Source organism: Dactylosporangium sp. NPDC049525 (assembly GCF_040676755.1).
GTDB lineage: Bacteria > Actinomycetota > Actinomycetes > Mycobacteriales > Micromonosporaceae > Dactylosporangium.
In genome coordinates, this window is sequence record NZ_JBFAPO010000001.1 from 206,115 (window position 1) to 231,094 (window position 24,980).

Below are 24,980 nucleotides of genomic sequence, written 5' to 3' on the forward strand. Positions count from 1 at the left end.
CACCAACCGTCGCTGCTTTGAAAGGACGCGTGATGTCCGTCGCCACCACCGCGCCACCGGCCGCTCCGGCCGTCGTCCCGCGGGACACCCGCACCGCCCGGCGCGTCGCCGCCGCCGTCCTGCTGCCGCTCGGCCCGCTGTCCGTCGCGGTCCTGCGCGGCGTCCTGCCGTACTTCGGCGCCGGCGGCAACCGGGAGACGATCACCCAGACCGCGGCGCACCTCGGCCGCCAGGACGCCGTGCTGTGGCTCAGCGTCGTCGCGCTGGCCACGCTGATCCCCGGCACACTGGCCGCGGGGCGGCTCGCCCAGCGACGTGCCCCCGTCCTCACTGTGCTCGGCGTCGGGCTGCTGGTACCGGCCTTCGCCGCCCTGTTCTTCTTCGCCGGCGACCCGACCATCCGAGCCCTGGCCGGCGGCACCGTCGACCCGGACACCGCGACCCGGGTGCTCGACGCGCAGGCCGCCCTCGCGCCGGTCAACGCCGCCGGGTTCCTGTTCGTCGCCGGGCACATCCTCGGCATGATCCTGCTCGGCGCCGCCCTGTGGCGTGCCCACGCGATCCCGGCCTGGGCCGCCGTCGCCGTCATTGTCTCCCAGCCGCTGCACCTGGCCTGCGTCATCCTCGGCAACCAGCCGCTGGACGCCGCCGCGTGGGGGCTGACCGCGCTCGGCTTCACCGTCGCCGCGGTCCGCGTCCTGCGCACCCCGAACGACGCCTGGGACCTCGCCCCGACCACCCGTGCTCTCTAGCTTCCTAGCTTCGGAAAGGACCCACCATGCGCGCACTTCGCACCGGACTGGTCATCGCCGCGATCCTGGGCGTCGCCGACATCGCCGCCGCGATCGCCGGGGGCGGCGACGCCCCGCCGCTGCCGATCGCCATCGCCGCCGCCGCGCTCGGCCTGATCACCCTCGTCGCGGCCTTCTACGGCTGGCAGGGCCGCCGCGCCGCGGTCGGCACCGTCATCGTCACCCGCGTGCTGTCGGCGCTCGGCGCGGTGCCCGCGTTCTTCGCCGACGACGTCCCGGCGGCGTTCGTCGCCAGCGCCGCGGTGCTCGTCGTGCTGACCGTCGCCACCGTCGCGCTGCTCGTACCCCCGCTGCGCCGGCAGGCCGTCGCCTGACCGCTGGAACGGCAACGCCGCCCGGTCTCCGAGGACCGGGCGGCGTTTGCGCAGTTTGCTCAGCGGGTGCGGCTTGCTCAGCGGGTGCGGCGGCGGTTGACCTCGGCCAGGGTCACCGCGGCGGCGACCGAAGCGTTCAGGGATTCCACCTCGGAGATCATCGGGATCCCCACCCGCAGGTCACAGGTCTGCCCGACGAGCCGGGACAGGCCGCGACCCTCCGATCCGACCACCACGACGAGCGGGCCGACGGCGGCCTCCAGGTCATACAGCGAGGTCGCGCCGTCCGCGTCGAGGCCGACGACGATGAACCCCTCATCCTGGCACGCCTTCAGCGACCGGGTCAGGTTCGTCACCTGCGACACCTTCACCCGGGCCGCGGCACCGGCGCTGGTGCGCCACGCGGTGGCGGTGATCGCCGCCGAGCGCCGCTCCGTGAGGAACACGCCCTGGGCGCCGAACGCGGCCGCCGAGCGGATGATCGCGCCGAGGTTGCGCGGGTCGGTGATGCCGTCCAGCGCGATGAGCAGCGGCGCCGTGTGCTCCTTCGCCGCCGCGAGCAGGTCCTCGAACGGCTCGTACGCATACGGCGGGACCTGCAGGCCGAGGCCCTGGTGCAGGACGCCACCGGTCATCCGGTCCAGCTCGGCGCGGGTGATCTCGAGGATGGCGATGCCGCGCTCGGCGGCCGTGCGCACCGACTCCTTGACCCGCTCGTCCATGTCGAGGCCGATCGCGACATACAGCGCGGTCGCCGGCACGTGGGTGCGCAGCGCCTCGACCACCGGGTTGCGGCCGACGAGCAGCTCCGGGCCGTCCTTCGGCTGCGTCGACTTACGGCCCGGCGAGACCCTCGGCGTGGACCGCGAACCGGCCGGCCCCGCCTTCTTGGCGCTGAAAGGGCCCTTGCCCGCGGTGCGCTTCGTGCCCGGCTGGCCGATCTTCGGCGCACGCCCCTGGGCGGCCGCGGCGCGCAGCTCGTTGGACTGCTTGCGCGCGGTCTTCTGGGGCAGTTCCTCGTCGCCGCTATACCCCTTGTGCCAGGGGCGCTCGTCCGCGGGCAGGGTGCGACCGCGCCCCGCGAGGGACTGCCGGTTCTTGCCCCCGGTGCCCTTGGCGGCGCCCTTCTTCGACACGACCCGCTTGCCGCGGCGTTCAGAGTTGCCTGGCATGTCTTCTCAGCTCTCCAACGTCCATCGTGGACCGGCCGGTGTGTCCTCCACCGCGATGCCGGCGTGTTTCAACTGGTCCCGCACCGCGTCGGCGGCGGCCCAGTCCTTGCGGCCGCGGGCCGCGGTGCGCTGCTCCAGTGCGAGCGCCACCAGCGAGTCGACCACCCGCGTGAGATCCCCGGCCTGCGTGGAGGCCCACTGCGCGTCCAGCGGGTCGAGGCCCAGGACGTCCAGCATGGCCCGCACTCCGCTCAGCGCCTTTGCGATGGCGGGACGATCGTCGGCGGCGGCAAGGGACGTGTTCGCGTCGCGGACCACGTCGTGCAGGACCGCAAGCGCGCGTGACGTGTTCAGGTCATCGTCCATGGCCTCGACGAACGCGTCCGGCACCTCGCCGAGCTCGCCGGGGCCGACCAGCTCGACCGCCCGGGTCACGAAGTTCTCGACCCGCCGGAACGCGGCCGCCGCCTCCTCGAGCGCCTCCTGCGAGTAGTCGATCACCGACCGGTAGTGCGGCGCGAGCAGGTAGTAGCGCACCTCGACCGGCCGCAGCCCCGCCTCGACCAGCGACTCGAGGTTGATGACGTTGCCCAGCGACTTCGCCATCTTCGACCCGCCGAGGTTCAGCAGCGCGTGATGCACCCAGAACCTGGCGAACGGGTGCCCGGCCGCGTGCGACTGGGCGATCTCGTTCTCATGGTGCGGGAACTTCAGGTCGAGCCCACCGCCGTGGATGTCGAACTCGATGCCGAGGTAACGCCAGCACATGGCCGAGCACTCGATGTGCCAGCCGGGCCGGCCCGTCCCCCACGGCGACGGCCAGTTGGCCTCGGCCGGCTCCTCGGGCTTGGTGCCCTTCCACAGCGCGAAGTCCCGCGGGTCCTTCTTCGCCCGCTCCGGCCCGTCCGTGGCCGGCTCCATGTCATCCGGCTTCTGCCCGGACAGCGACCCATACTCCTCGTGCGAGCGCACGTCGAAGTAGACGTCACCGCTGCCGTCGGCCGCCGGATATGCGTGGCCACGGTCGATGAGCAGCTGGATCAGCTCGTGCATCTCCGTGATGTGCCCGGTCGCCCGCGGCTCATAGGTCGGCGGCAGCACGCCGAGCTTCAGGTAGGTCGCCGACAGCAGGCGCTCGTTCGCATAGGCGACGGCCCAGAACGGCTTGCCCTGCTCGACGGCCTTGACCAGCACCTTGTCGTCGATGTCGGTGATGTTCCGGATGAACGTGACGGTGTATCCCGACCGCAGGAACCAGCGGCGCAGCACGTCATAATTCACCCCGGACCGCAGGTGGCCGATGTGCGGCCCGCCCTGCACGGTGAGCCCACACAGGTAGATACCGACCTGCCCGGGCGTCATCGGGACGAAGTCCCGGACCGATCGGGTAGCGGTGTCATACAGGCGTAGGGTCACGGATGCAAGAGTAACGGTCGACCCGCTCCGAACTCACATCGGAACATCCGCGCATAACCTTGGTCCCGTGGCAACCGAGACCGCGCAGACCCTCGACCGGGGCCTGCGCCTGCTGCACGTGGTCGCGGAGACACCCGGCGGCCTGACCATGACCGAGGCAGCAGCACTCTTGGGTGTCGGCCGCGCGGTGGTGTACCGACTGGTGGCAACCCTCGCCGAACACGGCATGGTCCGGCGGGACCGGTCAGGCCGCTTACGCCTTGGCGCGGGCGTGCTGCAACTGGCCCGGCGAGCCCAGCCACTGGTGGCCGACGCGGCCCTGCCGGCACTGCGGCGCCTCGCGGAGACGGTCGGCGCCACGGCCCACCTGACCATCGCCGACGGCGGCGAGGCGTACGCCTTGGCGGTCGTCGAGCCGAGCTGGACCCAGTTCCACGTCGCGTACCGCACCGGCTCCCGCCACCCATTGGACCTGGGCGCGGCAGGCAAGGCCATCCTCGCCGGCCGCCGCGGCGACTACAGCGCGGTGTCGACGGTCGGCGAACTCCAGCCCGGCGCGTACGGCGTGGCGGCGGCGGTAGCGGGGGTCGAGGGGCTGGAGGCGAGCGTGGGGGTGGTCGCGCTGACCGCCCTGGACCCGGCCTCCGTCCCAACCCACGTCACAGCCGCCGCCACGACGATCGCCACCGCCTTGACCTGACCATCCGTCGTCTTGGCACGCAACCAAACGGCCAAAGACTTCGGTTTGACTCGGACCCGATGTTGTACAGTTGCTTGTACAACGAAGGGGGATGCGCCATGCGTACCATCACCTACTCCGAGGCACGCCAAAACCTGGCTTCGACCTTGGACAAGGTGATCGACGACGCCGAGGAAGTCGTGATCACTCGGGTTGGCCACGAGCCCACCGTCATCGTGTCGCTGCGTGAGTACGAATCATTGAAGGAGACCGCCTACCTGCAGTCGAGCCCTGCGAACGCTCGCCGGCTCGAGGCTGCGATCGCCCGGCACCGCAAGGGCGAAGGTGAGATCCACGAGCTGATCGAGGTCGAGTGAAAATCTCGTGGGACCGCGACGCCTGGGACGACTACCTCTGGTGGCAGGCCAACAATCGGCAGCTGCTGCGTCGCATCAATCAGCTCATCGAGGACGTCGTCCGCAACGGCAACGCCGAAGGCATCGGCAAGCCGGAGCGGCTGCGCCATCAGTACGACGGGTATTGGTCCCGACGGATCGACCACGAGCACCGGCTCGTCTACGCGGCCAATGACAATGAGCTGCACATCATCGCCTGTCGCTACCACTACTCGTAGCGCAACCAGGCCGCAGCGATCAGAGGGGCGGGGGTGGGTCGGTGCGGAGGCGGCTGTACAGGTAGCCGTCGCGCCACTGGCCGGCGCGGAACTCGCAGGCGCGGACGATGCCCTCGAACAGGAAGCCCGCCTTCTCCAGGGACTTCTGCTCGGCGATGTTCTCCGGGTGCGTGCCGGCCTGGATGCGGTGCACCGGCGTGTGCGCGAACAGGTGGTCGCACAGCATCGCCTGGGCCCGCCAGCCAAGGCCGCGGCCGCGCCATTGCGGGAGCAGCGCGATGCCGATCTCCCAGTAGCCGATGGGGCCGCCGTACCGGCCGGCGACGTAGCTCACGAAGCCGACGGCGACGCTGTCCGGCTCGACCTCGACCATGAGCCGCCCGTAGTCGGCGCCGAGGTAACCGTCGGCCGTGAACTGGCGGGCCGGGCCGTGGGCGTCGCGGAAGCCGGCCCAGTCCAGGCCGATGAGCCCGGGTTCGGAGCCGAACCGCCGGAACATGTCCAGGTCGGCCTCGACGACCGGGCGGAGCCGGATGGAGAGGTCGCTCACTCGGGCTGCCCGACCGCGACGGGCGCCGGCTCGAGGGCAGGCCGGGTGAGCGTGTGACTGATGTACGCGAACAGCAGCCCCAGCATCAGCGCCGCGAACGACAGCGACAGGTCGGTGTCAGCGGAGTTGATGGGCGGGTTGCCGGCCAGGGACGTCATGGCACCGCCGACGCCCGACCCGATGAAGTACAGCAACAGGTACACCGGGAACAACGCAACGGCACAGGCTGCGGCGACCCCGAGCAGCCGGAGCGGGGACACGTCGCGGGCGGCGGCGACCGCGGTGGCCGCGCAGGCCGGCAGGAAGAGCAGCCCGAGCATGCCGATCAGCCCGTACGAGGCGGTGGCGGGCCACGCGGCCGCCGCGGCGAGACCGGCGAACGGCGCCATCCACACGAGCCGCGCGGCGGCGAGCGGCAGCAGGCCGAGCGCCACGGCCGCGAACATCAGCATGAGCCCGACCTTCAGCAGCGACAGCGCGTTCTCGACCTGCACCTGATCCGGGGCGGTGACCGGCTCGTCCCACGGCGTCGTGATCAGCACCGTGACGGCCGCGGACACCGCCGCGACGGTGGCCAGGAGATGCCCGGTGAACTCGGATCCGGGTTCACCGGTGGAGACCCTGCGGGCGACGAACGCGATCGCCGCGAACGCCACCACGCCGCCGACCGCCAGCCACACCGCGGTCGAGCCGCCGCTGACGTCGGCCCGGTCGAGCGCGAGGTCCACCCCGATCCAACCGACCGCGCCTACCCCGGCGGCGACGATGCTGCGCAGGTTCGCCCGGCAGATGAGGACCACACCGGCGAACGCCAAGAGGATCGCGAGCTGGCGGATGTCGCGCGGCCAGTACGTGTTGTTGCTGCCGATCTCCGGGTACGTCTCGCCGGTGGCCGGGTCGGTCCAGAACCCATCGGGCTCCATGAACGGCTGGTAGATCGCCAGGCTCACCGCCCACACCACAGCGGCGACCACACCGCAGCACGCCCCGAGCATGGTCCGCCAGCTCATCCCCATCGCTGCATCCTGATGCCTCCCTGCCCGCAGCGGAACCCCCGCGAGCGTGACGGGGTTATAGTTGGTTCGGGAACGTCGGGTAGGGATTGCCGGTGTTGCCTCGGGCACTGTCGATCCCTGACTGTTCCGCCGAGCACGACAACGCAATACGTCGAAATCACTTTTTCACCGCGCCTTCCGAGCAGGCGGTCCAGGTGAAGGGGGGCTTCGAGGTGGAGTTATGTTGTCGTTGCCCTGGGTGCTGCTCGCCGTCGGTGTGCCGTCCGCCTTCCTGACGATCCGCTACGTGTTGTCGCTGATCTTTGCCCTGATCGTCTACCTGCGTGACGGCAGGGAAGCGCTGAAGGACGTGCAGCCGATCATCGACGCCGGTGCACGTTCCACGCCTTCCGTGCTGCGCCTTCACCTGCCGCGTCCGCCGATGCCCGCGGTCGAGCCGGCCGCGCCGGTCACGCCTGTCACGCCGGTTTCGCTGCGGTGATCAGGTCGCCGAACTGCTGGCGCAGGTCGAGGAGGCCGAGGTCGGTCCGGCCGGTTGCCTGCCGGATCAGCTCCGTCAACGGCCATTGCACGAGGTACCCGAACCGCACCGCGTAGATGCCGACCGCGTGCAGCGCGTACCGGTCGGAGAAGTCCATGAGCGCGTAGCCGAGCAGCTGGTACACATCGGTGCTGGCAAGCGACGGCGACCGCGTCCCGTCCAGCCGTGGCTTACCACCGCAGCCCGCCTTGAAGTCGATGAGCAGACCCGCCACAACGAGGTCCGCGTCCGCACCGAGGTATCCGCTGCCGTCGAACGTCGGTCCGGTGTGGACAGTGCCCGCGCTCAGCCGCGGCAACAGGTGCGTCCGGGCGAGGTCGCGCATCGCGATCAGGTCGGCCACCTCGTCGTCGTTGGCGAGCGCGAGGAGGTCCGCGGCCGTGCTTCCCGCCGGCAACGTGTACAGCCGCGACCCGGTGACCATCGGGTTCCGGAACCGCTCAACCAGCAACGCCAGCGCGTAGCAGACCCGCGCCCACCACTCGTCCGGCTGCTCGGCGTGCACGGCAGGTTCGAGGATGGTCGGGCGACGTGGACAGAGCGCGTCGAGCAGTTCCCGCCCCGCTGCGTCGAAGCCGGCCCGCCGATCCCACAGCCCACGCATCGGCAGCTCAAGGGAAACCTGCCGGTCGATCAACAGCCGCAGCCACCAGTCGATCGCCGCGCCTTGCGTACCGAGCGCCACCACCTTCGCCGGCGCCACCACCAGCCCACCCGCCGCGTCGCGAACGGCCCGCTGCAACGGCCCCAGGTGCGGAAACGTGTCCCGCATCCACCGCCCGACCGGACTATCAGCCTGCTGCACAGCGACGGTGAGACTCGACATCCGCGCAGCCTACGGACCAACGCCCAGCTGGTCAGGGGTGGGTCATGGAGAGCAGGTCGAGGGCCTCGTCGAGTTGTTCCTCGGTCAGGGTGCCCCTGTCGAGGTGGCCTCGGGAGATGACGACCTCGCGGATGGTGTGGCCCGTGGCGAGGGCTTCCTTCGCCACGGCGGCGGCCTCGTCGTAACCCAGGTAACGGTTCAACGGCGTGACGATCGACGGGGAGCCGGCGGCGTACGAGTGCAGCACCTCCTCGTTCGCCTCCAAGCCGTCGACGCAGCGGGATGCGAACAGGCGGGAGACGTTCGTCAGCAGGCGGATCGACTCCAGCAGGTTGCGGGCGATCACCGGCAGCATCACGTTGAGTTCGAAGTCGCCCTGGGAGCCGGCGAAGGTGACCGCGGCGTCGTTGCCGATGACCTGGGCGACGACCTGACGGACCGCCTCCGGCACGACCGGGTTCACCTTGCCGGGCATGATCGACGAGCCAGGTTGAAGGTCCGGCAGGCGCAGCTCGCGCAGCCCCGCCCGCGGGCCGGAGCCCATCCAGCGGATGTCGTTGGCAATCTTGTACAGGCCCACCGCGATCGTCCGCAGTTGGCCGGAAGCTTCCACGAGGGCGTCGCGGGCGCCCTGGGCCTCGAAATGGTTGCGGGCCTCGGTCAGTGGCAGGCCGGTTGTCGACGCCAGCTCCGCAATCACCGCGGCGGAGAACGACGGTGGGGTGTTGATGCCGGTGCCCACGGCGGTGCCGCCGAGGGGCAGTTCGCAGACGCGGGGCAGGACGGATGAGATGCGGTCGATGCCGTAGCGGACCTGGGCGGCGTACCCGGAGAACTCCTGTCCGAGCGTCACCGGTGTCGCGTCCATGAGATGGGTGCGGCCGGCCTTGACCAGCGACGCGAACTCGTCGGACTTGGACGACAGTGCCGATGCCAGGGTGGACAGCGCCGGGATCAGCTCGAAGGACATTGCCGTGGCGGCGGCGATGTGAATCGACGTGGGGAACACGTCGTTGGAGGATTGTGAGGCGTTCACGTGGTCGTTCGGGTGCACGGGACGGCCCAGGGCGCGCGACGCCAGGGTCGCCAGGACCTCGTTGACGTTCATGTTCGACGACGTTCCGGAGCCGGTCTGGAACACGTCGATCGGGAACTGCGCATCGTGCAGGCCGCTGATCACGTCATCGGCGGCGGCGGCGATGGCCGAGGCCACGTCGGCGGGCAGCACGTCCAGCGAGGCGTTCACGGTGGCCGCGGCCGCTTTGATCTGCGCCAGGGCCTTGATGTGGGCGGGCTCCAGCCGGCCGCCGGAGATCGGGAAGTTCTCCACGGCCCGCTGGGTCTGTGCGCGCCACAGCGCATCGGCCGGGACGCGGACCTCGCCCATCGTGTCGTGCTCCACGCGGAATTCCATACGTCCTACAGTGCCCCGTTGCGGCCGCCGTCAACGAGGAAAGTGCGCGCAGATCACAGGCGGCGTCAACGATAAAGTGCGCTCAGATCACAGACGCCGAGTTCCTCGAACAGCTGGACTGCCTGGTCGTGCCGGCCGAGGCCGGCCAGAGCGCGGGCCTGCTCGTACCGGTCGCCGATGCGGATCGTCTTGGCCAGGGCCTCCTCGTTGAGCTGCCGTGCCTCCTCGTCCATGCCCAGCTCCCGGAGCGTGATCGCGAGGTCGTTGGCGGTGAGGCACTGCCCGGACACGTCGGCGACCTGCTCCATCAGCGACCGTGCGGCCCGCTGGCACGCCACGGCGTCCGCGAGGCGGCCCTGGAGACGGTGGGCGGTGCCGAGCTTGCTCAGCGTCTCCGCGGACCCGTACTGGTTGACCGAGTGCTGCTTGAGCACCAGTGCGCGGCGCAGCATCGCGGTTGCGACGGTGAGGTGCCCGAGGTGCAGGTGGACGAGGCCGATCTCGCCGAGCATGATCCCGAACGCGCGCAGGCCGCCCATGGTGCGGGCGACGGCGAGGCCGCGCCGGTTTGCGACGAGGGCCTGCTGGTAGTTGCCGGCCTGGGTGTGTACGAGGCCGATCATGCTGTTGATTTTGAACTGCAGGCTGGCCGGGACCTCGTCCATCTGCAGGGCCGCTGCGGCCTCGGCGGCGGCGATCGCTTCCGCGTACTGGCCGAGCTTGCTGTGCAACATCGCGGTGTTCGTCAGCGCGGTGCCGACGAGGCGCGGGATGCCTTCGCGTTCCGCGATCGCGGTGACCAGCCGCAGCGTCGACAACGCCTCCGCCATGCGGCCCATCCGGAAGTACACGGCGGCGAGATAGTTGCGCGACTCCGCCTCCATCTCCGCGCTGGGCAGGGTGGTCGCCGCGGCGATCGCGCGTTCGTACAGGTCGAGCTGCGTCTCGCCGTAGCCGAAGCCGTACAGGAACGGTGACACCGCCCGGGTCATGAGGCAGATCTGCCGGTGCCGGCCGAGGTCGGAGGCGAGCCGGGCGGCGCCGAGCACGTTGGGCAGTTCGCGCTCCAGCCAGCGCCTGGCCTCCGCCACACCGCTGAACTCGCGGGCGGTCGGCGGGGGGACGTCCAGCCGCAGCACGGCCCGCGTGTCGGCCAGTTCCAGGAAGGTGTTGGCGCTGGCGACGCTGTGCAGGTAGTGGTCGAGGAGCCGGTCGACGGCCGCGTCACCGTCGGCCGCGAGCTGGGCGGCGTAGTCCCGCAGCAGGTCGTGCAGCCGGTACCGGCCGGCCGCCGGCGCCTCGACCAGGTGCACGTCGACGAGCTCCTCGAGCAGGTCCTCGGCCTCGGCGACGGGCAGCTCGGCCATCGCGGCGGCCACGGCCGGCTCGAAGTCGCCCGCCGGGTGCAGCCCGAGAAACCCGAAGAACCGCTGCAGGGGCACGGGCAGCTGCTGGTAGGACAGTGCGAACGCGGCGGCGAGGGTACGCCCGTCCACCGCCAGCTCCGGCAGCCGCCGGTCGGCGCCGCGCAGCCGGCGGGCCAGGTCGCCGACGGTCCAGCTGGGACGGTGCTGGAGCCGGGCACCGGCGAGCCGGACGGCAAGGGGCAGCCGGCCGCAGAGCTCGACGACCTCGGTCGTGCACGTCCGGTCGGCGAGGGCGCGGGCGCCGACGGTACGTTCCAGCAGCTCGATGCCCTCTTCGAGGGGCAGCACATCGAGGGAGACGGGCTGGACGCCGTCGAGCCCGCCGAGCCGGCGACGGCTGGTGATGATCACGCCGGTGTGTGCGGTGCCAGGCAGCAGCGGCAGCACCTGCGCGGAGTCCAGGGCGTTGTCGAGCAGCACGAACACCCGCCGGTCGGCGAGTTCGGTCCGCCACAGCACGGCACGGTCGTCGAGCACGGCGGGCACGCGTTCCGGGGGTACCCCAAGCTGCCGCAGCAGGGCACCGAGCGCCTCACCGGGGTCCAGCGGCGCGCGGTCGCTGTGCCCGCGCAGGTCGAGGTACAGCTGCCCGTCGGGGAACCGCGGGGAGACCGCGTGCGCGGCGCGGACGGCGAGGGTGGTCTTGCCGGTGCCCGCCATCCCGTCGATGGCGAGCACGGCGTGCCGGTCGTCGCTGAGCGCGGCGACGATCCCGGCGAACGCGTCGGCCCGGCCGGCGAAGTCGGCGATGTCGCGGGGCAGGCAGCGGGCGGCGCGGCGCGGCTCGTCCCGCGGCTCGACCGGCGCGAGCAGCAGCGACACGTCGCCGTTGAGGATCCGCCGGTGCAGCTCGACGAGCTCGGCGCCCGGCTCGATGCCGAGCTCCTCGGCGAGCATGCTCCGGCCGCGGCGGAACACGGCGAGGGCGTCGGCGCGCCGGCCGGTGCGGGCCAGCGCGGTCATCAGGTGACCACGGAACTGTTCGTGGTGCGGATACCGCTCGACCAGGTCGGCGACCTCGGCGAGGATCTCCTCGGCCGCGCCGAGCCGCAGCTCCAGGTCGAGGCAGAGGGACATGGCGGCGGTCCACTGCTCCTCGAGGTGCGCGGCGGCGGCGCGGACCGCGTCGGAGTCGACGTCGGCGAGGGGCCGGCCACGCCACAGCCCGAGCGCGGCCCGCAGCTCGTCGCGGGCGGTGGGAAGGTCACCGTCGGCGGCGGCGGCCCGGCCGCGTTCGATCCGAGTGGCGAACAACACAGCGTCGAGCTCGTCGGCGCCGACCTTGATGCGGTAGCCCGACGGCTCGGTGATCACGAGCTCCTCGGGCAGCCCGACCCGGCGGAGCAGCTGGCGGAGCCGGGAGACGCAGCTGTGCACCTGCGCCCGCGCGGTGGTCGGCGGGTTGGTGTCCCACAGCGCCGAGATGACCTGCTGGAACGGCACCAGCTGGCCCTCGCGCAGGAGCAGCAGGGCGAGGAGGATGCGTTCACGGGGCGCCGCAACCGTGATCTCGGTTACCGGCGTGCGGATCTGTACCGGTCCCAAGATCGAAAACCTGGTCGAATTGCGCATACCCACCCTCTGTGCGGCGCCTGCCTCCCCTCGAAGCGCACGCGGTAATGCCCGATGGTAGTCAAATGAGAGCGGCGAAAGAGCAGAGCGGTGGAGTCTTTTTCACGGAACGCCATGTGCATGCCGGAATGCGTCCAGGTCTTGCAGGGGGTTGCTCTTAACCCGCTCAGGGACTACTCAAGTCCCGCTCCTGCCTTGCTCTGGACGAACGGGGATATTTCGGCCATGCAGCGAAACAATTGGTGAGGGGTCGCGCCCAGCGACGTGTGCGACCCCCCAATTTTTCTGTACGGAACGCAACGGAGTTCACGCTGCGGCTATGCGCCGTTCGGCCACCTCGCCCAACGTCCGGCGGTATGGCAATCCTGCTGCGCGCCGCCATGGCCGCCGTCCCCGCACTGGCTCTCACCGCGCTCGCGGCGAGCCCCGCCGCCGCCTGGTCCGGGCTGCCCGCCAAGGTCACCTCGACGGCCACCCTCCCGTCGATCCCGCTGAGCCGGCTCGGCGTCGCCGACGACCGCGGCGTCAACCTCGGCGGCATCGGCAGCGACATCTTCCTGACCGGCCGCCCCGGCGAGTACTGGACGATCACCGACCGCGGCCCCAACGGCCTGATCACGATCGGCACCGAGAAGCGCCGCACGTTCCCCACCCCCGACTTCAACCCGACGATCGTGAAGGTCCGCGCCACCGGCGGCGTCCTCAAGGTCGAGCAGACCATCCCGATCACCACGGCCACCGGCAAGCCCGTCACCGGCCTGCCGAACCAGCTGCCGCACGACGAGCAGCCCTACACGTACAACGCCTCGACCCCGCTCTCGATCAACCCGAACGGCCTCGACACCGAGGGCATCGTCCGCGCCGCCGACGGCACGTTCTGGCTCGTCGACGAGTACGGCCCGTCCCTGGTGCACGTCTCCTCGCGGGGCCGGGTGCTGGCCCGGTACTCCCCGCACGGCCTGGGCCTGACCGGCACCGACTACCCGGTGATCGAGGCCTTCCCCGCGATCTACGCCTCCCGGAAGATCAACCGCGGCTTCGAGGGCCTCGGCCTCCTGCCCGGCGGTGACCTCGTCATCGGCCTGCAGAGCCCGCTCCTCGTGCCCACCAAGGCAGCCGGCGAGGCATCGCTCAACACCCGGCTGCTGCGCTTCTCCACCCGCACCGGCAAGGTCACTGCCGAGTACGCCTACCAGTTCGCTCCGGTCTCGGTCGTCGACCCCGGCCAGACCAACCCCGCCGAGCTGAAGATCTCCTCGGTCGTCGGCATCGGCCCGCACACCGTCCTCGTCCAGGAGCGCACCGACCAGGCGGCCCGCCTGTACCTCGTCGACCTGCGCAAGGCAACCAACCTCCTCGGCGGCCGCTACGACGACCCGACCACCGTGCCGTCACTGGAGCAGGACGCGTCAACGGTCAAGGTCGCCCCGAAGGTGCTGCTCCTGGACCTGAACACGGTCCCGGGCACGCAGAAGAAGATCGAGGGCGTCGCGGTGGTCAACCCGTGGACGATCGCCCTGATCAACGACAACGACTTCGGCATGACCGACGGCCCGGCCGCCTTCGACGCTGCCGGCCGCCTGGTCGACAGCGGCATCAAGACCACCCTGGTCACCGTCAAGCTCACCCACCCGCTCCACTGACCCCGCTCCCCCACCCACCGGCGGGCCGCCCACCTCGGACGGCCCGCCGCGCCATATGGTCAACGCAACGGCGGTCACCCCCGACGGGTGAAATATCCGCGACACGGGCTTATCGGGCGATCCCACGCAGTATCATCCGGCGCCGCTACGGTGATCGGGTGGCTAGGGGAGCGGTCCGCAACTTCGAGACGGCGCTTGGCGCGATCGGTGTGCTGGCGCTCATCATCACGGCGATTCTGGTCACCGGCTGGAACCCGCTGCCCAACGTGTCCGGGAACTTCACCGACTGGTGGGAGAAGGTCGCCTCCAGCAGCGGGAAGCTGTCCGATCCGGAAACGCTGTGGACGGACCGGGTCGGGGGGCAGCCGTCCGCGGCCGTGATCGTCGGGGACGCGGTCGTCGTGCAGATGCGCGGGACGATCGAGGCGCGCGGGCTGCGCGGCGGGACCGAGCTGTGGACGAAGGAGGCCGACTGGGCCGCGGTCGCCGGGGACGGTGCGACGCAGGTCGTGATCGTCGGGCGGCGCAGCAAGGGCCTGGAGGCGATCGACCCCGCCAGCGGGACCGTGAAGTGGAAGGACGGGGATGCGGTCGGGGCGTGGACGTACCGGGACACCGTCCTGGCGTTGAGCTGCGGCGGCCTGTCGGACTGCACGCTCACGGCGCACGCACCGAAGGACGGCGCGCAGATCTGGAAGCTGCCGCTGCCCGGGATCGGCAGGGTGCTCGCCGGGGTCAACAGCGATCTGCTCGGCACGCGGCTGCTGTCGGGCACGTTCGACAACGCGGTGAAGGCGACCCCAGGGGCGGTGCCGGCGATGCTGGGCTTCCCGATCGATCAGCGGGTACAGGTCGTCGACACGATCACGGGCAAGCGGCTGCGTACCGAGGAGCCGACGACGAGCAGCCGGATCGTGGTCGTCGGCGGCCGGGTGCTGGTGTCGACCGCGTCGCCGAAGGACGGTAACTGCCGCTACAGCCTCGAGGCGCGCGACGCCGGCACGGGCAAGGTGGTCTGGAAGAAGGACGGGTACGACCTGCGCACCTCCTCGGGGGCGGGCTGCGAGCAGCGGCGCGATCCGGCGGGTGCGGACACGGTGATCGCGGCGACCCGGGGCGACAACCGCGAGGTGTTCCTGTCGCCGCGGGACGGGCGCGAGCTGTTCGTCGGCGGGCCGGGCGACACGCTCGTCGCGGCCGACAGCCAGTACGGGCTGATCCGCGGCAGCGACAAGAAGACGCTGCAGGTGATCAACCTGACGACCGGCAAGACCGCGTGGACGCAGGAGATCACCGAGAAGGCGGACGTGGCGATCACCCGCTATGCGGTGCTGGTCAACGATCCGGGTGCGGGGACGCTCAAGGCGTACAAGCCCGACAGCGGCGGGCTGCGCCTGGACGCGAAGACGACGTCCGACGTGCTCGGCGTCGGCCCCGACGGGCTGATGGTCGCCCGGGGACGCACGCTGGGATTTCTGCCCTTCTCTTAGCGGTGTTCCATCACCAGCGTGAATGCGGTGCCGGGGGTCAGGGCCTCGTAGACGTGCGGGACGTCGCCGGGGAACGAGCAGTAGTCGTGCACCTCGAGGTCGACGGTCGCGTCCGCCGGGCCGACCCGGAGCCGGCCGCTCATCAGGACCACGTGCTCCACCGTGCCGGGCAGGTGCGCGTCGGCCTTGCGGGGGCCGCCCATCCCGACCCGCATCACGTAGAGGTCGCGCTTCGCGCCGGGCGGGCAGGTGGCGAGCAGCGTGCCGCCGAAGTCCGCCTGCTCGGCCTGGACCGACGGGCCCTCGCCGGCGCGGATCACCCGCGGGGCGGTCGGCGCGGGCGGCTCGACCAGCCGGCTGAACGGCACGTTGAGCGCCACCGCCAGGGCCCACAGGGTCTCGATGTTGGGGTTGCCGGCGCCGGACTCCAATTGGTGGAGGGTCGACTTGGCGATGCCGGCTCGCTTGGCGACCTCGCTCAGGGACAGCTTCTCGCGGTCCCGCTCGCGGCGCAGTGCGGCGGCGATGAACTCCAGCGGCGCGCCCATATGACTCCCGTTCGGTGTATCGAACGTTGCATTCGGCTTGACGAACACATGGTGCTGGGTTCAGCATAACGAACTATGCGTTCGATGTCCCGAACAGCGTTGACGGCGGACCCGATGGTCCGTGACGTCGGAGCCCTGTGCGCCGCCGCGATCGTGGTCGGCCTGTCGTTCGGCGCGATCGCCACCGCGGCCGGCCTGCCACTGAGCCAGATCGTGGTCATGTCCGCGTTCGTGTACGCCGGTGGCGCCCAGTTCCTCGCCGTCGGCCTGGTCTCCGCGGGCGGGACGGCCCTCGCGATCGTCCTGGCCGGACTGCTGCTCAACGCCAGGCACCTGCCGTTCGGCCTGGCGATCGGCAACGAGACCCTGGGCGAGGCCCGCTGGCGCAGGATCGTCGGCAGCCACATCCTGACCGACGAGTCGGTCGCGTTCGCGCTCGCGCAGGATGATCCGGTACGCCGCCGCCGCGCGTTCTGGCTCACCGGCGTAGCGCTGTACGTCACGTGGAACGTGTCGTCGACCGTGGGCGCGATCGCGGGCAGCGCGCTGGGCGACCCTGACACGTATGGCATCGACGCGGCGTTCCCGGCGGCACTGCTCGCCCTGACCCTGCCGTCGCTGAAGGACAAGGTCGCCGTCCGGGTGGCCGTGGCCGGCGCCGCCATCGCGCTCGCGGCGACGCCGTTCCTGCCCGCCGGGCTGCCGGTGCTGCTCGCCCTGCTCGGCCTGGTCTTCGCCCTGCCGGTCCCGTCGCGGAAGAGGTCGTCGTGAGCTGGATCGCGATCATCGTGCTCGCCGTCGGCACCTACGCCCTGCGCTTCGCCGGGCCCGTGCTGCGCAGCCGGATCACCGTGTCACCTGCCGTCAGCCGATACCTGACGCTGGCGGCGGTAGCGCTGCTGGCCGCGCTCATCGGTACCGCCGCCCTGCTCAACGGCACAGAGTTCGTCGGTGTCGCCCGGCCCGCCGGGGTCGTCGTCGGCGCCGTCCTCGCCTGGCGGAAGCTGCCGTTCGTCGTGGTTGTGGTCGCCGCCGCACTCACCGCCGCCCTGCTCAGGCTGGCCGGAATCCAGTAACTACAGTCGGGGCATGCCAGAGTTCGCGTTCTCGCCGCTGCTGCCGCTCGGACCCGACACCACCGAATACCGGCTGATCACCAGCGACGGGATCGGCCGCGACGGGCGGTTCCTCACCGTCACCCCCGAGGCGCTGACGCTCCTCACCGACGAGGCGATGCACGACATCGCGCACTTCCTGCGCCCCGCGCACCTCGCCCAGCTCCGCGCCATCATCGACGACCCCCTCGCGTCGCCGAACGACCGGTTCGTGGCCCTGGACCTGCTGCGCAACGCCAACATCGCCGCCGGCGGCGTCCTGCCCATGTGCCAGGACACCGGCACCGCGATCGTCATGGGCAAGCGCGGCCGGTTCGTCCTGACCGACGGGTTGGATGAACAGGCCATCGCGCGCGGGGTGTTCGACGCGTACACCCGCCTCAACCTGCGCTACTCGCAGCTCGCCCCGCTGACCATGTGGGACGAGAAGAACACCGGCTCCAACCTGCCCGCGCAGATCGAGCTGTACGCCGAGGGCGACGACGCCTACAAGTTCCTCTTCATGGCCAAGGGCGGCGGCTCGGCGAACAAGAGCTACCTGTACCAGGAGACGAAAGCCCTGCTCAACCCCACCCGGATGATGCAGTTCCTGGAGGAGAAGCTCCGGCTGATCGGCACCGCCGCGTGCCCGCCGTACCACCTTGCGGTCGTCATCGGCGGCACCTCCGGCGAGCACGCCCTGAAGACGGCCAAGCTCGCGTCGGCGAAGTACCTCGACACCCTGCCGACCTCGGGCTCTGCGGTTGGTCACGGCTTCCGCGACCTGGAGCTGGAGGCCGAGGTCCTGCAGCTGACCCGCGAGTTCGGCATCGGCGCGCAGTTCGGCGGCCGGTACTTCTGCCACGACGTCCGCGTCGTCCGCCTCCCCCGCCACGGCGCCTCCTGCCCCGTCGCGATCGCCGTCTCGTGCTCCGCCGACCGCCAGGCCGTCGGCAAGATCACCGCCGAGGGCGTGTGGCTGGAGCAGCTGGAGCGGGACCCGGCGCGGTTCCTGCCCGACGTCACCGACGAGCACCTCGACGACGACGTGGTCGCCGTCGACCTGAACCGCCCGATGGCCGAGATCCGCGCCCAGCTGTCGGCCCTGCCGGTGAAGACCCGCCTGTCGCTGACCGGCCCCCTCGTCGTCGCCCGCGACATCGCCCACGCGAAGATCGCCGAACGGCTCGACGCCGGCGAGCCGATGCCGGCGTACCTGCGCGACCACGCCGTCTACTACGCCGGCCCGGCGAAGACCCCGGCCGGCTACGCGTCCGGCTCGTTCGGCCCGACGACGGCCGGCCGCATGGACGCCTACGTCGCCAAGTTCCAGGCCGCCGGCGGCTCCCTGGTGATGCTGGCGAAGGGCAACCGCTCCAAGCAGGTCACCGAGGCGTGCAACAGCTACGGCGGTTTCTACCTCGGCTCGATCGGCGGCCCCGCGGCGCGCCTGGCCCAGGACTGCATCAAGCACGTCGAGGTCATCGAATACCCGGAACTCGGCATGGAAGCCGTCTGGAAGATCGACGTGGTCGACTTCCCCGCCTTCATTGTCGTCGACGACAAGGGCAACGACTTCTTCGCCGAGGTCACCAAGCCCGTTTTGACGGTTGGCCGCCGCTAGCCGTTCGTGGTGTCGCCGAGTATCCATTCGTGGCTGGTCTTGACCGTTGCCGGATCGGGAAGACTACCCACCGCTGACCATGAGACGAGCAGCGCGACGGTCAGCGCGGCGACACCGATAGCCGCAACCGCCACGTGACTGGAGCTGCTGGGGAGGATGTCAGCACCGACCAACGCGAATGACAGAAACGCCACCGCCAGGGCAGCGATGACAAAGCCCCGCCCGCCCGACGAAGGCACCCCGGTCACCAGATCTGTTCCGCCGAGGACGATGGCCAGGGCGAACGCCGCAGTCGTCCCCCTCAGCCAATGCGTGGGTCGGCGAGGCGGGGCATCCGGCGCGGCGCGCTCTTGCGTGTCGGTCACGGCGTGAGCCTAATGATCCAGGAGGAGCGCCACTGTCCCGCGCTGGCGTCGACAGCACCGGCAACGACGCTTCGCCGAGGTGACGGAGCCGTCCTTACCGTCGGCCACCGCTAGCCGTCCGCGTTGCTCCAGGTCAGGGGCGTCCTATGGGCGCCCCTGACGGCGTTGCCGGGCCGCGCGGGTGGACGTCAACAGTGCTGCACGCTGCTGATGGATCTGATGGAGGCGACCGGCACGAGTGTCTGTTCGTGGGTCACCGTCGGATGGCCGCCGGCGTCCCATGAATGCGTTTCATTCTGGTCGGTGATGGCGACGAAGTCGTGATCCATGTGCGTGATGTCGCCGCATATCGATACGTTGCTGGTGGTTGTGACCATTGCAGGATCGGGCAGATTGTCCGGTGCCGACCATGAGACGACAAGCGCGACGCCCAGCATGACAACACCGATAGCCGCAATCGCCGGCTGATTCGAGTTGCGGGGCACGGCGCCGGCACCGAGCAACGCGAACAACAGAAACGCTGCCGTCAGGGCAACGATGACAAAGATCCGCCCGCTCGGCGCCGACACCTCAGTCACCAGATTCGTTCCGCCAAAGACGATGGTCAGGGCGAACACCGCACTCACCGCACCAAACCAGCGAGTGTCGCGGCGGGGCAGGGCATCCGGAGCCGTGAGCTCCTGCGCGTCGGTCATGGCGGGAGCCTAACGATCAACGATCAACGTCGCCGTCCTGTGCGCGCCGCCAGGTAGAACTCTGTCACAGGCCCTAGGACTGGCGGGCGGCGGCGGCGACCAGGGGCAGGGTGCGGTGGGGGATCTGTTCGGCGAGGGCAATGATCGTCGAGGAGCGTTCGATCCCGTCGAAGCCCATCACCCGGTCGATCACCCGCTGCAGGTCCGTATTCGAGCGGGCCACGATCCGGCACATCAGGTCGCCCGAGCCGGTGATCGTGTGGGCCTCCAGGACCTCGGGGATCTCCGCCAGGTGGGCCGCGACCGGGTCGTGGCCGAAGCGCTGGCGGATCTCCAGGGTCACGAACGCGGTCACGCCGTAGCCCAGGGCCGCCGGGTCGATCTCCGGGCCGTAGCCGCGGATCACGCCGCGCTCCGTGAGGCGGTCGAGCCTGGCCTGCACCGTGCCGCGGGCGACCCGGAGGCGGCGCGAGCACTCCAGCACGCCGATTCGCGGCTCCAGGGCCAGCAGGCCGATCAGCCGCGCGTCGAGCGCGTCGATCGGGTTGGGCAACTTGTCCACCCGTACCCCCGAAAAGCCTGACAACATGAGCAACCTGACCATGAAGAATAGCGTTCCTTGCCCAGCTGCGGCCCGAGCGGCCAGGCTGGGCGTATGACCCGCGCTATCGAAGACCTCAACGAGCTCATCGGTGCTGTCGAGCACGACGTGTCGCATGACCCGTTCCCGCTGACCGGTCTCGATCACGTCCGGTTCTACGTCGGGAACGCCAAGCAGGCCGCGCACTACTATTCGACGGCGTTCGGCATGACGCTGGTTGCCTATCGCGGGCCTGAGCAGGGGTACCGGGACCACGCGGAGTACGTGCTGAAGTCCGGCTCGGCGATCTTCGTGCTCGCGGGCGGCGTGCACCGGCAGTCAGCGGCGACGCAGCACTACGAGCGGCACGGCGACGGTATCGCCGACATCGCGCTCGAGGTGCCTGACGTCGACACCGCCTATGCGCACGCGCTGCGGCAGGGCGCGACGGGCATCGAGGCGCCGCACGACGAGGCGGATGAGCACGGCACCGTGCGGGTCGCGGCGATCGCGACGTACGGCGAGACCCGGCACACGCTGATCGACCGGTCGCGGTACAGCGGCCCGTTCCTGCCCGGGTTCGTGGCGCGGCAGCCGATCGTGGCGCCGCCGGCCAAGCGGTTCTTCCAGGCCGTCGACCACGTGGTGGGCAACGTCGAGCTGGGCCGGATGGATGCATGGGTCGAGTTCTACCGCCGGGTCATGGGCTTCACGAACATGGCCGAGTTCGTCGGCGACGACATCGCCACCGAATACTCCGCGCTGATGAGCAAGGTCGTCGCCAGCGGCACGCGCAAGGTGAAGTTCCCGCTCAACGAGCCTGCCGTATCGCGCAAGAAGTCACAGATCGACGAATACCTGGAGTTCTACGGCGGGCCGGGCGCCCAGCACATCGCGCTCGCCACCGGTGACATCCTGCGTACCGTGGACCTGATGCGGGCTGCAGGGGTGGAGTTCCTGGTCACGCCCGACTCGTACTACGACGACCCGGAGCTGCGGGCGCGGATCGGCCGGGTCCGGGTGCCGATCGAGGACCTGAAGGCCCGCGGCATCCTGGTCGACCGGGACGAGGACGGCTACCTGTTGCAGATCTTCACCAAGCCCGTCCAGGACCGCCCGACCGTGTTCTTCGAACTGATCGAACGGCACGGCTCGCTCGGCTTCGGCAAGGGCAACTTCAAGGCGTTGTTCGAGGCCATCGAGCGGGAGCAGGAACGTCGCGGGAACCTGTAACACTGTTCGGGTGACGTACCCCCAACAACCCCAGCACAACCCATACGCGCAGGGTCAACCGCCTGGTTACCCGCAGGGCGCCTACGGTGTGCCGGCGCAGGCCTACTACGGGCCTCCGCCGGTGCCCCTGGCGCCGACCGGCCAGCCGCTCGCCGGGTTCGGCCTGCGGCTCGGCGCCTACCTCATCGACGGCATCATCTTCGTCGTGGTGTCGATGGCGGTGATGATCCCGGCGGCGATCGCGATGGTCGCCTACGTCGGCTCGCTGGCCTCCCAGGTGAAGACCGACCCGGAGACCGGCGAGATCATCGACTCGCCCAACGCGGCACTGTTCGTCGGCCCGGTCATCCTCGGCTACCTGGCGATCTTCGTCGTGATGGTCGGGCTGAACTACGTGTACTACGTCGAGCTGTTCCCGAGCCGCCGTGGTGTCACACTGGGCAAGAAGGCCCTCGGCCTGGCGCTCATCCGCCTCGACGACCCGTCGGCGCCGATCACCCGCGGGGTGGCCGGCAAGCGCTGGCTGGTGATGTACGTCGTCGGGGTGATCGTCCCGTTCTTCAACTTGATCGACGGTCTGTGGCAGCTGTGGGACAAGCCGTTCCAGCAGTGCCTGCACGACAAGGCTGCTCAGACGGTTGTGGTAAAGGTCAACAGGTGACAGCTCCAGGTTGGTACAAGGACCCCGTCGACCAGGCCGTCCAGCGGTACTGGGACGGTGAGGGCTGGATAGGTGACCCCATCCCAGCGGACGAGGTCCCACCGGCGGAGCCGCCAGCCGTTGCCCCGCCGCCACCTCCGCCGGCGACGCCGGGAACACCCCAGGTGGGGGCGGTGATCCTGCCGCCCGGGACACCGGTCCCACCCGGCGGTTTCCCACCCGGCCAACTGCCGCCCGGCGCGGTCGTGCTGCCACCCGGCACGCCGCTGCCGCCCGGGCTGCAGCCGCAGGGGACGCTGCCGCCCGGCGGGTACCCGTCGGGCGCGGTCCAGGTGCTGCTGCCGCCGCAGGCGCTCATGGCCGCGGGGCACGCGGCCGCCATGCCGCACGGCCGGCAGGTCGCCACGCTCGGCGCGCGGCTGGTCGCCCGGCTCATCGACATCGTCGTGGTGCTGCTGATCAACGCCGCGGTCACCGGCTGGTTCGTCTACCAGTGGCTGGACGAGATGCTGCCGCTGTCCCGCGAATGGTTGCGCCGGGTCCAGGCCAACGAGTCGACCAGTGACATCGTCCAGCCCGAGCGTGCCGGCACGCTGCAGGTGGTGATCCTGATCCTCATCGCCGCGCTGTGGTTCGCCTACGAGGTCCCCTCGATCGCCAACACCGGCCAGACGCTCGGCAAGCGATTGCTGAAGATCAAAGTCATGCGCCTGGAGAGCGAGGAGCCGATCGGCTTCGGCCGCGCCATCCGCCGGTGGAACCCGCTCGGCCTGTCGGTGCTGCTGTGGACCTGCGGCGTCGGGTTCCTGCTGCAGTTCCTCGACAGCCTCTCCCCGGTGATCGACTGGCCGCTGCACCGGGCCTTCCACGACCGTTCGGCCGGCACCGTCGTTGTGCGGGACGTCCCGTCGCCATCACCGTCGCCATCAGAGCCCACCGGAGACCCGTCATGACCCGCCTCACCCGCGCAGACCTCGACGCACTGCCCGCCTACGTCGCCGGCCGCACCGTGCCCGGCGCGATCAAGCTGGCCAGCAACGAGGTCCCCTACGGTCCGCTGCCCGGCGTCGTCGAGGCGGTCGCCGCGTCGATCGCCGGCGCCCACCGGTACCCGGACCCCGGCGCCACCGCACTGCGCAGCGCGCTCAGCGACCGCCTCGGCATCGACGCGGACCGCATCGCCACCGGCTGCGGCTCCGTCGCGCTGACCGAGCACCTCTTCCGGGTGACCTGCCTCCCCGGCGACGAGGCCATCTACGCCTGGCGCTCCTTCGAGGCGTACCCGATCATCGCCGCGACCAGCGCCGCCACCAGCGTCCGCGTGCCGAACACCGCGGAACACGCCCACGACCTGCCGGCGATGGCGGCCGCGATCACCGACCAGACCCGCCTGGTGATCGTCTGCAACCCGAACAACCCGACCGGCACCGCCAGCCGCAAGGCCGAGCTCGACGCGTTCCTGGACGCCGTGCCGCCGACGGTCCTGGTCGCCCTCGACGAGGCGTACCGCGAGTTCGTCACCGACCCCGACGTGCCCGACGGCCTGGCCGAGTACGGCGACCGCCCGAACGTCGTCGTGCTGCGCACCCTGTCCAAGGCGTGGGGCCTGGCCGGCCTGCGGGTCGGATACCTGATCGGCTCCCGCGAGGTGGCCGCCGCCGTGCGCAAGGTCGTGACCCCGTTCTCCACGTCCGCGACGGCGCAGGCCGCGGCCCTCGCCGCCCTGCAGGCCTCCGACGAGATGCAGCGCCGGGTCGACCTGATCACCGCCGAGCGCGAGCGCGTCGTGACGGCCGTTCGCAAGGTGTACCCGGACGTCCCCGACACCCAGTCCAACTTCTTCTGGTTGCCGCTCGGCGACGCCGCCACCGACTTCGCCCAGAAGTGCGAGGAGTCAGGGGTGATCGTCCGCGCCTTCGCCGGCGACGGCGTCCGCGTCACAATCGGCTCCCACGGCGAGAACGACGCCTTCCTCGACTGCCTCTAGGGCCTGTCCCCGGGGCAGGACCAGTCAGACTGCTCCGGTGAGACGAACCTCGATCACGACGGCCGCGGTCGTCGCGTCTGCGCTGCTGAGCGCCTGCGACGCGGCGACCGCGCCGGCCTCGACCGCCCAGTCCGCCGCTGCCCAGTCCGCCGCCGCGCCGCCCAGCGCGTCCGCCGCACCGTCACCCACGGGGTGCACGGAGCAGAGCGCCGCCGCCCGGCAGATGCGGGCGACCGCCGTCACCAGCAGCCGGGGCAACGTCCACACCCTGACCATCGGCGCGGGCAACGCGCTGTGCTTCCCGGTGACGGTCTCGGCCACGGTGATCACCTACGGCGGCGCGGCCGCGCCGTGGAGCCACAGCGGATACGCCAAGTGGTCCGTGGGCCGGTACGCCGGCACGTCGCCGCTGGTCTTCACCATGCCCCGGATCACCAGCCCATGCTCCGGGATCGCGGTCTTCGTCGGCACCGCCCTCGCCGCCAACGACCTGGCGCAGCCCGGCAGCGCCGGCGTGGTCACCGGCTTCACCGTGCCGGCCACGTCCAGCGCCGACGGATCGTCGTTCTCCCAGGTCGTCGCCGTCGACCTGCTCGGCGGCCCGGCCTGCGCCGCGGCGCCCGGCGCACCTGCCACCACCGCGAGCCTGCCGGCCTGAGGCCGGAACGCATCGATCGACGTGGGCGG

At 70.7% G+C, this 24,980-nt stretch carries 27 protein-coding genes; 16 read left to right on the plus strand and 11 right to left on the minus strand.

The window, feature by feature from the left end; translation table 11 throughout:
- Positions 1–32 precede the first annotated feature (32 nt).
- The gene (locus AB0K00_RS00835; protein WP_363513168.1) at positions 33–752 is read left to right on the plus strand and encodes a hypothetical protein; all 720 of its coding nucleotides are present in this window, start codon (positions 33–35) and stop codon (positions 750–752) included.
- A gap of 26 nt (positions 753–778) precedes the next feature.
- A complete protein-coding gene (locus AB0K00_RS00840) occupies positions 779–1,126 on the plus strand; it encodes a hypothetical protein (protein WP_363513170.1) in 348 nt (115 codons plus the stop codon).
- 77 nt (positions 1,127–1,203) lie between these two features.
- Here AB0K00_RS00840 and rlmB read toward each other — a convergent pair whose 3' ends face one another.
- Positions 1,204–2,298, minus strand: coding sequence for a 23S rRNA (guanosine(2251)-2'-O)-methyltransferase RlmB (gene rlmB, locus AB0K00_RS00845; RefSeq protein ID WP_363513173.1), 1,095 nt, complete (start codon positions 2,296–2,298; stop codon positions 1,204–1,206).
- 6 nt (positions 2,299–2,304) lie between these two features.
- Positions 2,305–3,714 carry a cysteine--tRNA ligase gene (gene cysS, locus AB0K00_RS00850; RefSeq protein WP_363513176.1) on the minus strand — a complete coding sequence of 470 codons (1,410 nt, stop codon included), beginning with the start codon at positions 3,712–3,714 and terminating at the stop codon, positions 2,305–2,307.
- 67 nt (positions 3,715–3,781) lie between these two features.
- Between cysS and AB0K00_RS00855 the strand changes: the two genes are divergently transcribed.
- The 3 genes from AB0K00_RS00855 to AB0K00_RS00865 all read left to right on the plus strand — a co-directional run bounded on the left by AB0K00_RS00855 (position 3,782) and on the right by AB0K00_RS00865 (position 5,027).
- Positions 3,782–4,414, plus strand: coding sequence for a helix-turn-helix domain-containing protein (locus AB0K00_RS00855; protein WP_363513179.1), 633 nt, complete (start codon positions 3,782–3,784; stop codon positions 4,412–4,414).
- A gap of 98 nt (positions 4,415–4,512) precedes the next feature.
- Positions 4,513–4,770, plus strand: coding sequence for a type II toxin-antitoxin system prevent-host-death family antitoxin (locus tag AB0K00_RS00860; RefSeq protein ID WP_363513182.1), 258 nt, complete (start codon positions 4,513–4,515; stop codon positions 4,768–4,770).
- On the plus strand, positions 4,767–5,027 hold the full coding sequence (locus AB0K00_RS00865; protein ID WP_363513185.1) for a Txe/YoeB family addiction module toxin: 261 nt from the start codon (positions 4,767–4,769) through the stop codon (positions 5,025–5,027). The genes AB0K00_RS00860 and AB0K00_RS00865 overlap by 4 nt, the downstream gene beginning before the upstream one ends.
- 19 nt (positions 5,028–5,046) lie before the next feature.
- On the opposite strand, the gene AB0K00_RS00870 is transcribed toward AB0K00_RS00865, so the two are convergent.
- Positions 5,047–5,577 carry a GNAT family protein gene (locus AB0K00_RS00870; RefSeq protein WP_363513188.1) on the minus strand — a complete coding sequence of 177 codons (531 nt, stop codon included), beginning with the start codon at positions 5,575–5,577 and terminating at the stop codon, positions 5,047–5,049.
- Entirely contained in the window at positions 5,574–6,587 is a 1,014-nt protein-coding gene (locus AB0K00_RS00875) for a hypothetical protein (RefSeq protein WP_363513191.1), read from the minus strand. The genes AB0K00_RS00870 and AB0K00_RS00875 overlap by 4 nt, the downstream gene beginning before the upstream one ends.
- A 226-nt stretch (positions 6,588–6,813) precedes the next feature.
- Between AB0K00_RS00875 and AB0K00_RS00880 the strand changes: the two genes are divergently transcribed.
- Positions 6,814–7,074: a hypothetical protein gene (locus tag AB0K00_RS00880; RefSeq protein WP_363513194.1), complete on the plus strand. Its 261-nt coding sequence runs from the start codon at positions 6,814–6,816 to the stop codon at positions 7,072–7,074.
- Here AB0K00_RS00880 and AB0K00_RS00885 read toward each other — a convergent pair.
- From AB0K00_RS00885 to AB0K00_RS00895, 3 genes are all read right to left on the minus strand, one after another.
- Entirely contained in the window at positions 7,052–7,960 is a 909-nt protein-coding gene (locus tag AB0K00_RS00885) for a hypothetical protein (protein ID WP_363513197.1), read from the minus strand. The two genes, AB0K00_RS00880 and AB0K00_RS00885, sit on opposite strands and share 23 nt — an antisense overlap.
- Before the next feature lie 31 nt (positions 7,961–7,991).
- Positions 7,992–9,374 (minus strand): class II fumarate hydratase, encoded by a 1,383-nt coding sequence (locus AB0K00_RS00890; protein ID WP_363513200.1) that lies wholly within the window; start codon positions 9,372–9,374, stop codon positions 7,992–7,994.
- Between the two features lie 65 nt (positions 9,375–9,439).
- The gene (locus AB0K00_RS00895; RefSeq protein WP_363513203.1) at positions 9,440–12,346 is read right to left on the minus strand and encodes a BTAD domain-containing putative transcriptional regulator; all 2,907 of its coding nucleotides are present in this window, start codon (positions 12,344–12,346) and stop codon (positions 9,440–9,442) included.
- A gap of 383 nt (positions 12,347–12,729) precedes the next feature.
- On the opposite strand from AB0K00_RS00895, the gene AB0K00_RS00900 reads away from it, so the two are divergent.
- Together AB0K00_RS00900 and AB0K00_RS00905 are read left to right on the plus strand one after the other, a co-directional pair.
- Positions 12,730–14,016 (plus strand): esterase-like activity of phytase family protein, encoded by a 1,287-nt coding sequence (locus AB0K00_RS00900; RefSeq protein WP_363513206.1) that lies wholly within the window; start codon positions 12,730–12,732, stop codon positions 14,014–14,016.
- Between the two features lie 158 nt (positions 14,017–14,174).
- The gene (locus AB0K00_RS00905) at positions 14,175–15,506 is read left to right on the plus strand and encodes a hypothetical protein (RefSeq protein ID WP_363513209.1); all 1,332 of its coding nucleotides are present in this window, start codon (positions 14,175–14,177) and stop codon (positions 15,504–15,506) included.
- Here the strand turns inward: AB0K00_RS00905 and AB0K00_RS00910 are convergent.
- Positions 15,503–16,054 carry a helix-turn-helix domain-containing protein gene (locus AB0K00_RS00910; RefSeq protein WP_363513212.1) on the minus strand — a complete coding sequence of 184 codons (552 nt, stop codon included), beginning with the start codon at positions 16,052–16,054 and terminating at the stop codon, positions 15,503–15,505. The genes AB0K00_RS00905 and AB0K00_RS00910 overlap by 4 nt on opposite strands.
- Positions 16,055–16,138: 84 nt before the next feature.
- Between AB0K00_RS00910 and AB0K00_RS00915 the strand changes: the two genes are divergently transcribed.
- The 3 genes from AB0K00_RS00915 to AB0K00_RS00925 are packed head-to-tail and all read left to right on the plus strand — an operon-like array spanning position 16,139 to position 18,772.
- Positions 16,139–16,825, plus strand: coding sequence for an AzlC family ABC transporter permease (locus tag AB0K00_RS00915; RefSeq protein WP_363513215.1), 687 nt, complete (start codon positions 16,139–16,141; stop codon positions 16,823–16,825).
- The gene (locus AB0K00_RS00920; RefSeq protein ID WP_363513218.1) at positions 16,822–17,130 is read left to right on the plus strand and encodes an AzlD domain-containing protein; all 309 of its coding nucleotides are present in this window, start codon (positions 16,822–16,824) and stop codon (positions 17,128–17,130) included. The genes AB0K00_RS00915 and AB0K00_RS00920 overlap by 4 nt, the downstream gene beginning before the upstream one ends.
- 13 nt (positions 17,131–17,143) lie before the next feature.
- On the plus strand, positions 17,144–18,772 hold the full coding sequence (locus AB0K00_RS00925; protein ID WP_363513221.1) for a fumarate hydratase: 1,629 nt from the start codon (positions 17,144–17,146) through the stop codon (positions 18,770–18,772).
- On the opposite strand, the gene AB0K00_RS00930 is transcribed toward AB0K00_RS00925, so the two are convergent.
- The 3 genes from AB0K00_RS00930 to AB0K00_RS00940 form a co-directional block, all read right to left on the minus strand.
- Positions 18,769–19,137, minus strand: a complete 369-nt coding sequence (locus AB0K00_RS00930; protein ID WP_363513224.1) for a hypothetical protein — start codon at positions 19,135–19,137, stop codon at positions 18,769–18,771. The genes AB0K00_RS00925 and AB0K00_RS00930 overlap by 4 nt on opposite strands.
- A gap of 188 nt (positions 19,138–19,325) precedes the next feature.
- Positions 19,326–19,832, minus strand: coding sequence for a hypothetical protein (locus AB0K00_RS00935; protein WP_363513227.1), 507 nt, complete (start codon positions 19,830–19,832; stop codon positions 19,326–19,328).
- Positions 19,833–19,905: 73 nt separating this feature from the next.
- Positions 19,906–20,394, minus strand: coding sequence for an Lrp/AsnC family transcriptional regulator (locus AB0K00_RS00940; RefSeq protein ID WP_363513230.1), 489 nt, complete (start codon positions 20,392–20,394; stop codon positions 19,906–19,908).
- A 93-nt stretch (positions 20,395–20,487) separates the two neighbouring features.
- Here AB0K00_RS00940 and hppD point away from each other — a divergent pair, with 93 nt between their 5' ends.
- Genes hppD through AB0K00_RS00965 form a run of 5 tightly spaced genes read left to right on the plus strand, consistent with a single transcriptional unit; the run spans position 20,488 to position 24,951 of the window.
- Positions 20,488–21,645: a 4-hydroxyphenylpyruvate dioxygenase gene (gene hppD, locus AB0K00_RS00945; protein ID WP_363513232.1), complete on the plus strand. Its 1,158-nt coding sequence runs from the start codon at positions 20,488–20,490 to the stop codon at positions 21,643–21,645.
- 10 nt (positions 21,646–21,655) lie between these two features.
- Positions 21,656–22,306, plus strand: coding sequence for an RDD family protein (locus tag AB0K00_RS00950; protein WP_363513235.1), 651 nt, complete (start codon positions 21,656–21,658; stop codon positions 22,304–22,306).
- The gene (locus AB0K00_RS00955) at positions 22,303–23,259 is read left to right on the plus strand and encodes an RDD family protein (RefSeq protein ID WP_363513238.1); all 957 of its coding nucleotides are present in this window, start codon (positions 22,303–22,305) and stop codon (positions 23,257–23,259) included. Before AB0K00_RS00950 ends, AB0K00_RS00955 begins: the two co-directional genes overlap by 4 nt.
- Positions 23,256–24,293, plus strand: a complete 1,038-nt coding sequence (gene hisC, locus AB0K00_RS00960; RefSeq protein ID WP_363513241.1) for a histidinol-phosphate transaminase — start codon at positions 23,256–23,258, stop codon at positions 24,291–24,293. Before AB0K00_RS00955 ends, hisC begins: the two co-directional genes overlap by 4 nt.
- A gap of 37 nt (positions 24,294–24,330) precedes the next feature.
- Positions 24,331–24,951: a hypothetical protein gene (locus AB0K00_RS00965; protein WP_363513244.1), complete on the plus strand. Its 621-nt coding sequence runs from the start codon at positions 24,331–24,333 to the stop codon at positions 24,949–24,951.
- The last annotated feature ends 29 nt before the right edge of the window (positions 24,952–24,980 follow it).

Excerpts from the sequence above, each read along its gene's own strand:
- AB0K00_RS00835 (WP_363513168.1), top strand. The coding sequence starts at position 33 with ATGTCCGTCGCCACCACCGCGCCACCGGCCGCTCCGGCCGTCGTCCCG.
- AB0K00_RS00925 (WP_363513221.1), top strand. The coding sequence starts at position 17,144 with ATGCCAGAGTTCGCGTTCTCGCCGCTGCTGCCGCTCGGACCCGACACC.
- AB0K00_RS00840 (WP_363513170.1), top strand. The coding sequence starts at position 779 with ATGCGCGCACTTCGCACCGGACTGGTCATCGCCGCGATCCTGGGCGTC.
- AB0K00_RS00885 (WP_363513197.1), bottom strand. The coding sequence starts at position 7,960 with ATGTCGAGTCTCACCGTCGCTGTGCAGCAGGCTGATAGTCCGGTCGGG.
- AB0K00_RS00915 (WP_363513215.1), top strand. The coding sequence starts at position 16,139 with ATGTCCCGAACAGCGTTGACGGCGGACCCGATGGTCCGTGACGTCGGA.
- AB0K00_RS00890 (WP_363513200.1), bottom strand. The coding sequence starts at position 9,374 with ATGGAATTCCGCGTGGAGCACGACACGATGGGCGAGGTCCGCGTCCCG.
- AB0K00_RS00860 (WP_363513182.1), top strand. The coding sequence starts at position 4,513 with ATGCGTACCATCACCTACTCCGAGGCACGCCAAAACCTGGCTTCGACC.
- rlmB (WP_363513173.1), bottom strand. The coding sequence starts at position 2,298 with ATGCCAGGCAACTCTGAACGCCGCGGCAAGCGGGTCGTGTCGAAGAAG.
- hppD (WP_363513232.1), top strand. The coding sequence starts at position 20,488 with ATGACCCGCGCTATCGAAGACCTCAACGAGCTCATCGGTGCTGTCGAG.
- hisC (WP_363513241.1), top strand. The coding sequence starts at position 23,256 with ATGACCCGCCTCACCCGCGCAGACCTCGACGCACTGCCCGCCTACGTC.
- AB0K00_RS00900 (WP_363513206.1), top strand. The coding sequence starts at position 12,730 with ATGGCAATCCTGCTGCGCGCCGCCATGGCCGCCGTCCCCGCACTGGCT.
- AB0K00_RS00875 (WP_363513191.1), bottom strand. The coding sequence starts at position 6,587 with ATGAGCTGGCGGACCATGCTCGGGGCGTGCTGCGGTGTGGTCGCCGCT.
- AB0K00_RS00910 (WP_363513212.1), bottom strand. The coding sequence starts at position 16,054 with ATGGGCGCGCCGCTGGAGTTCATCGCCGCCGCACTGCGCCGCGAGCGG.
- AB0K00_RS00935 (WP_363513227.1), bottom strand. The coding sequence starts at position 19,832 with ATGACCGACGCGCAGGAGCTCACGGCTCCGGATGCCCTGCCCCGCCGC.
- AB0K00_RS00880 (WP_363513194.1), top strand. The coding sequence starts at position 6,814 with ATGTTGTCGTTGCCCTGGGTGCTGCTCGCCGTCGGTGTGCCGTCCGCC.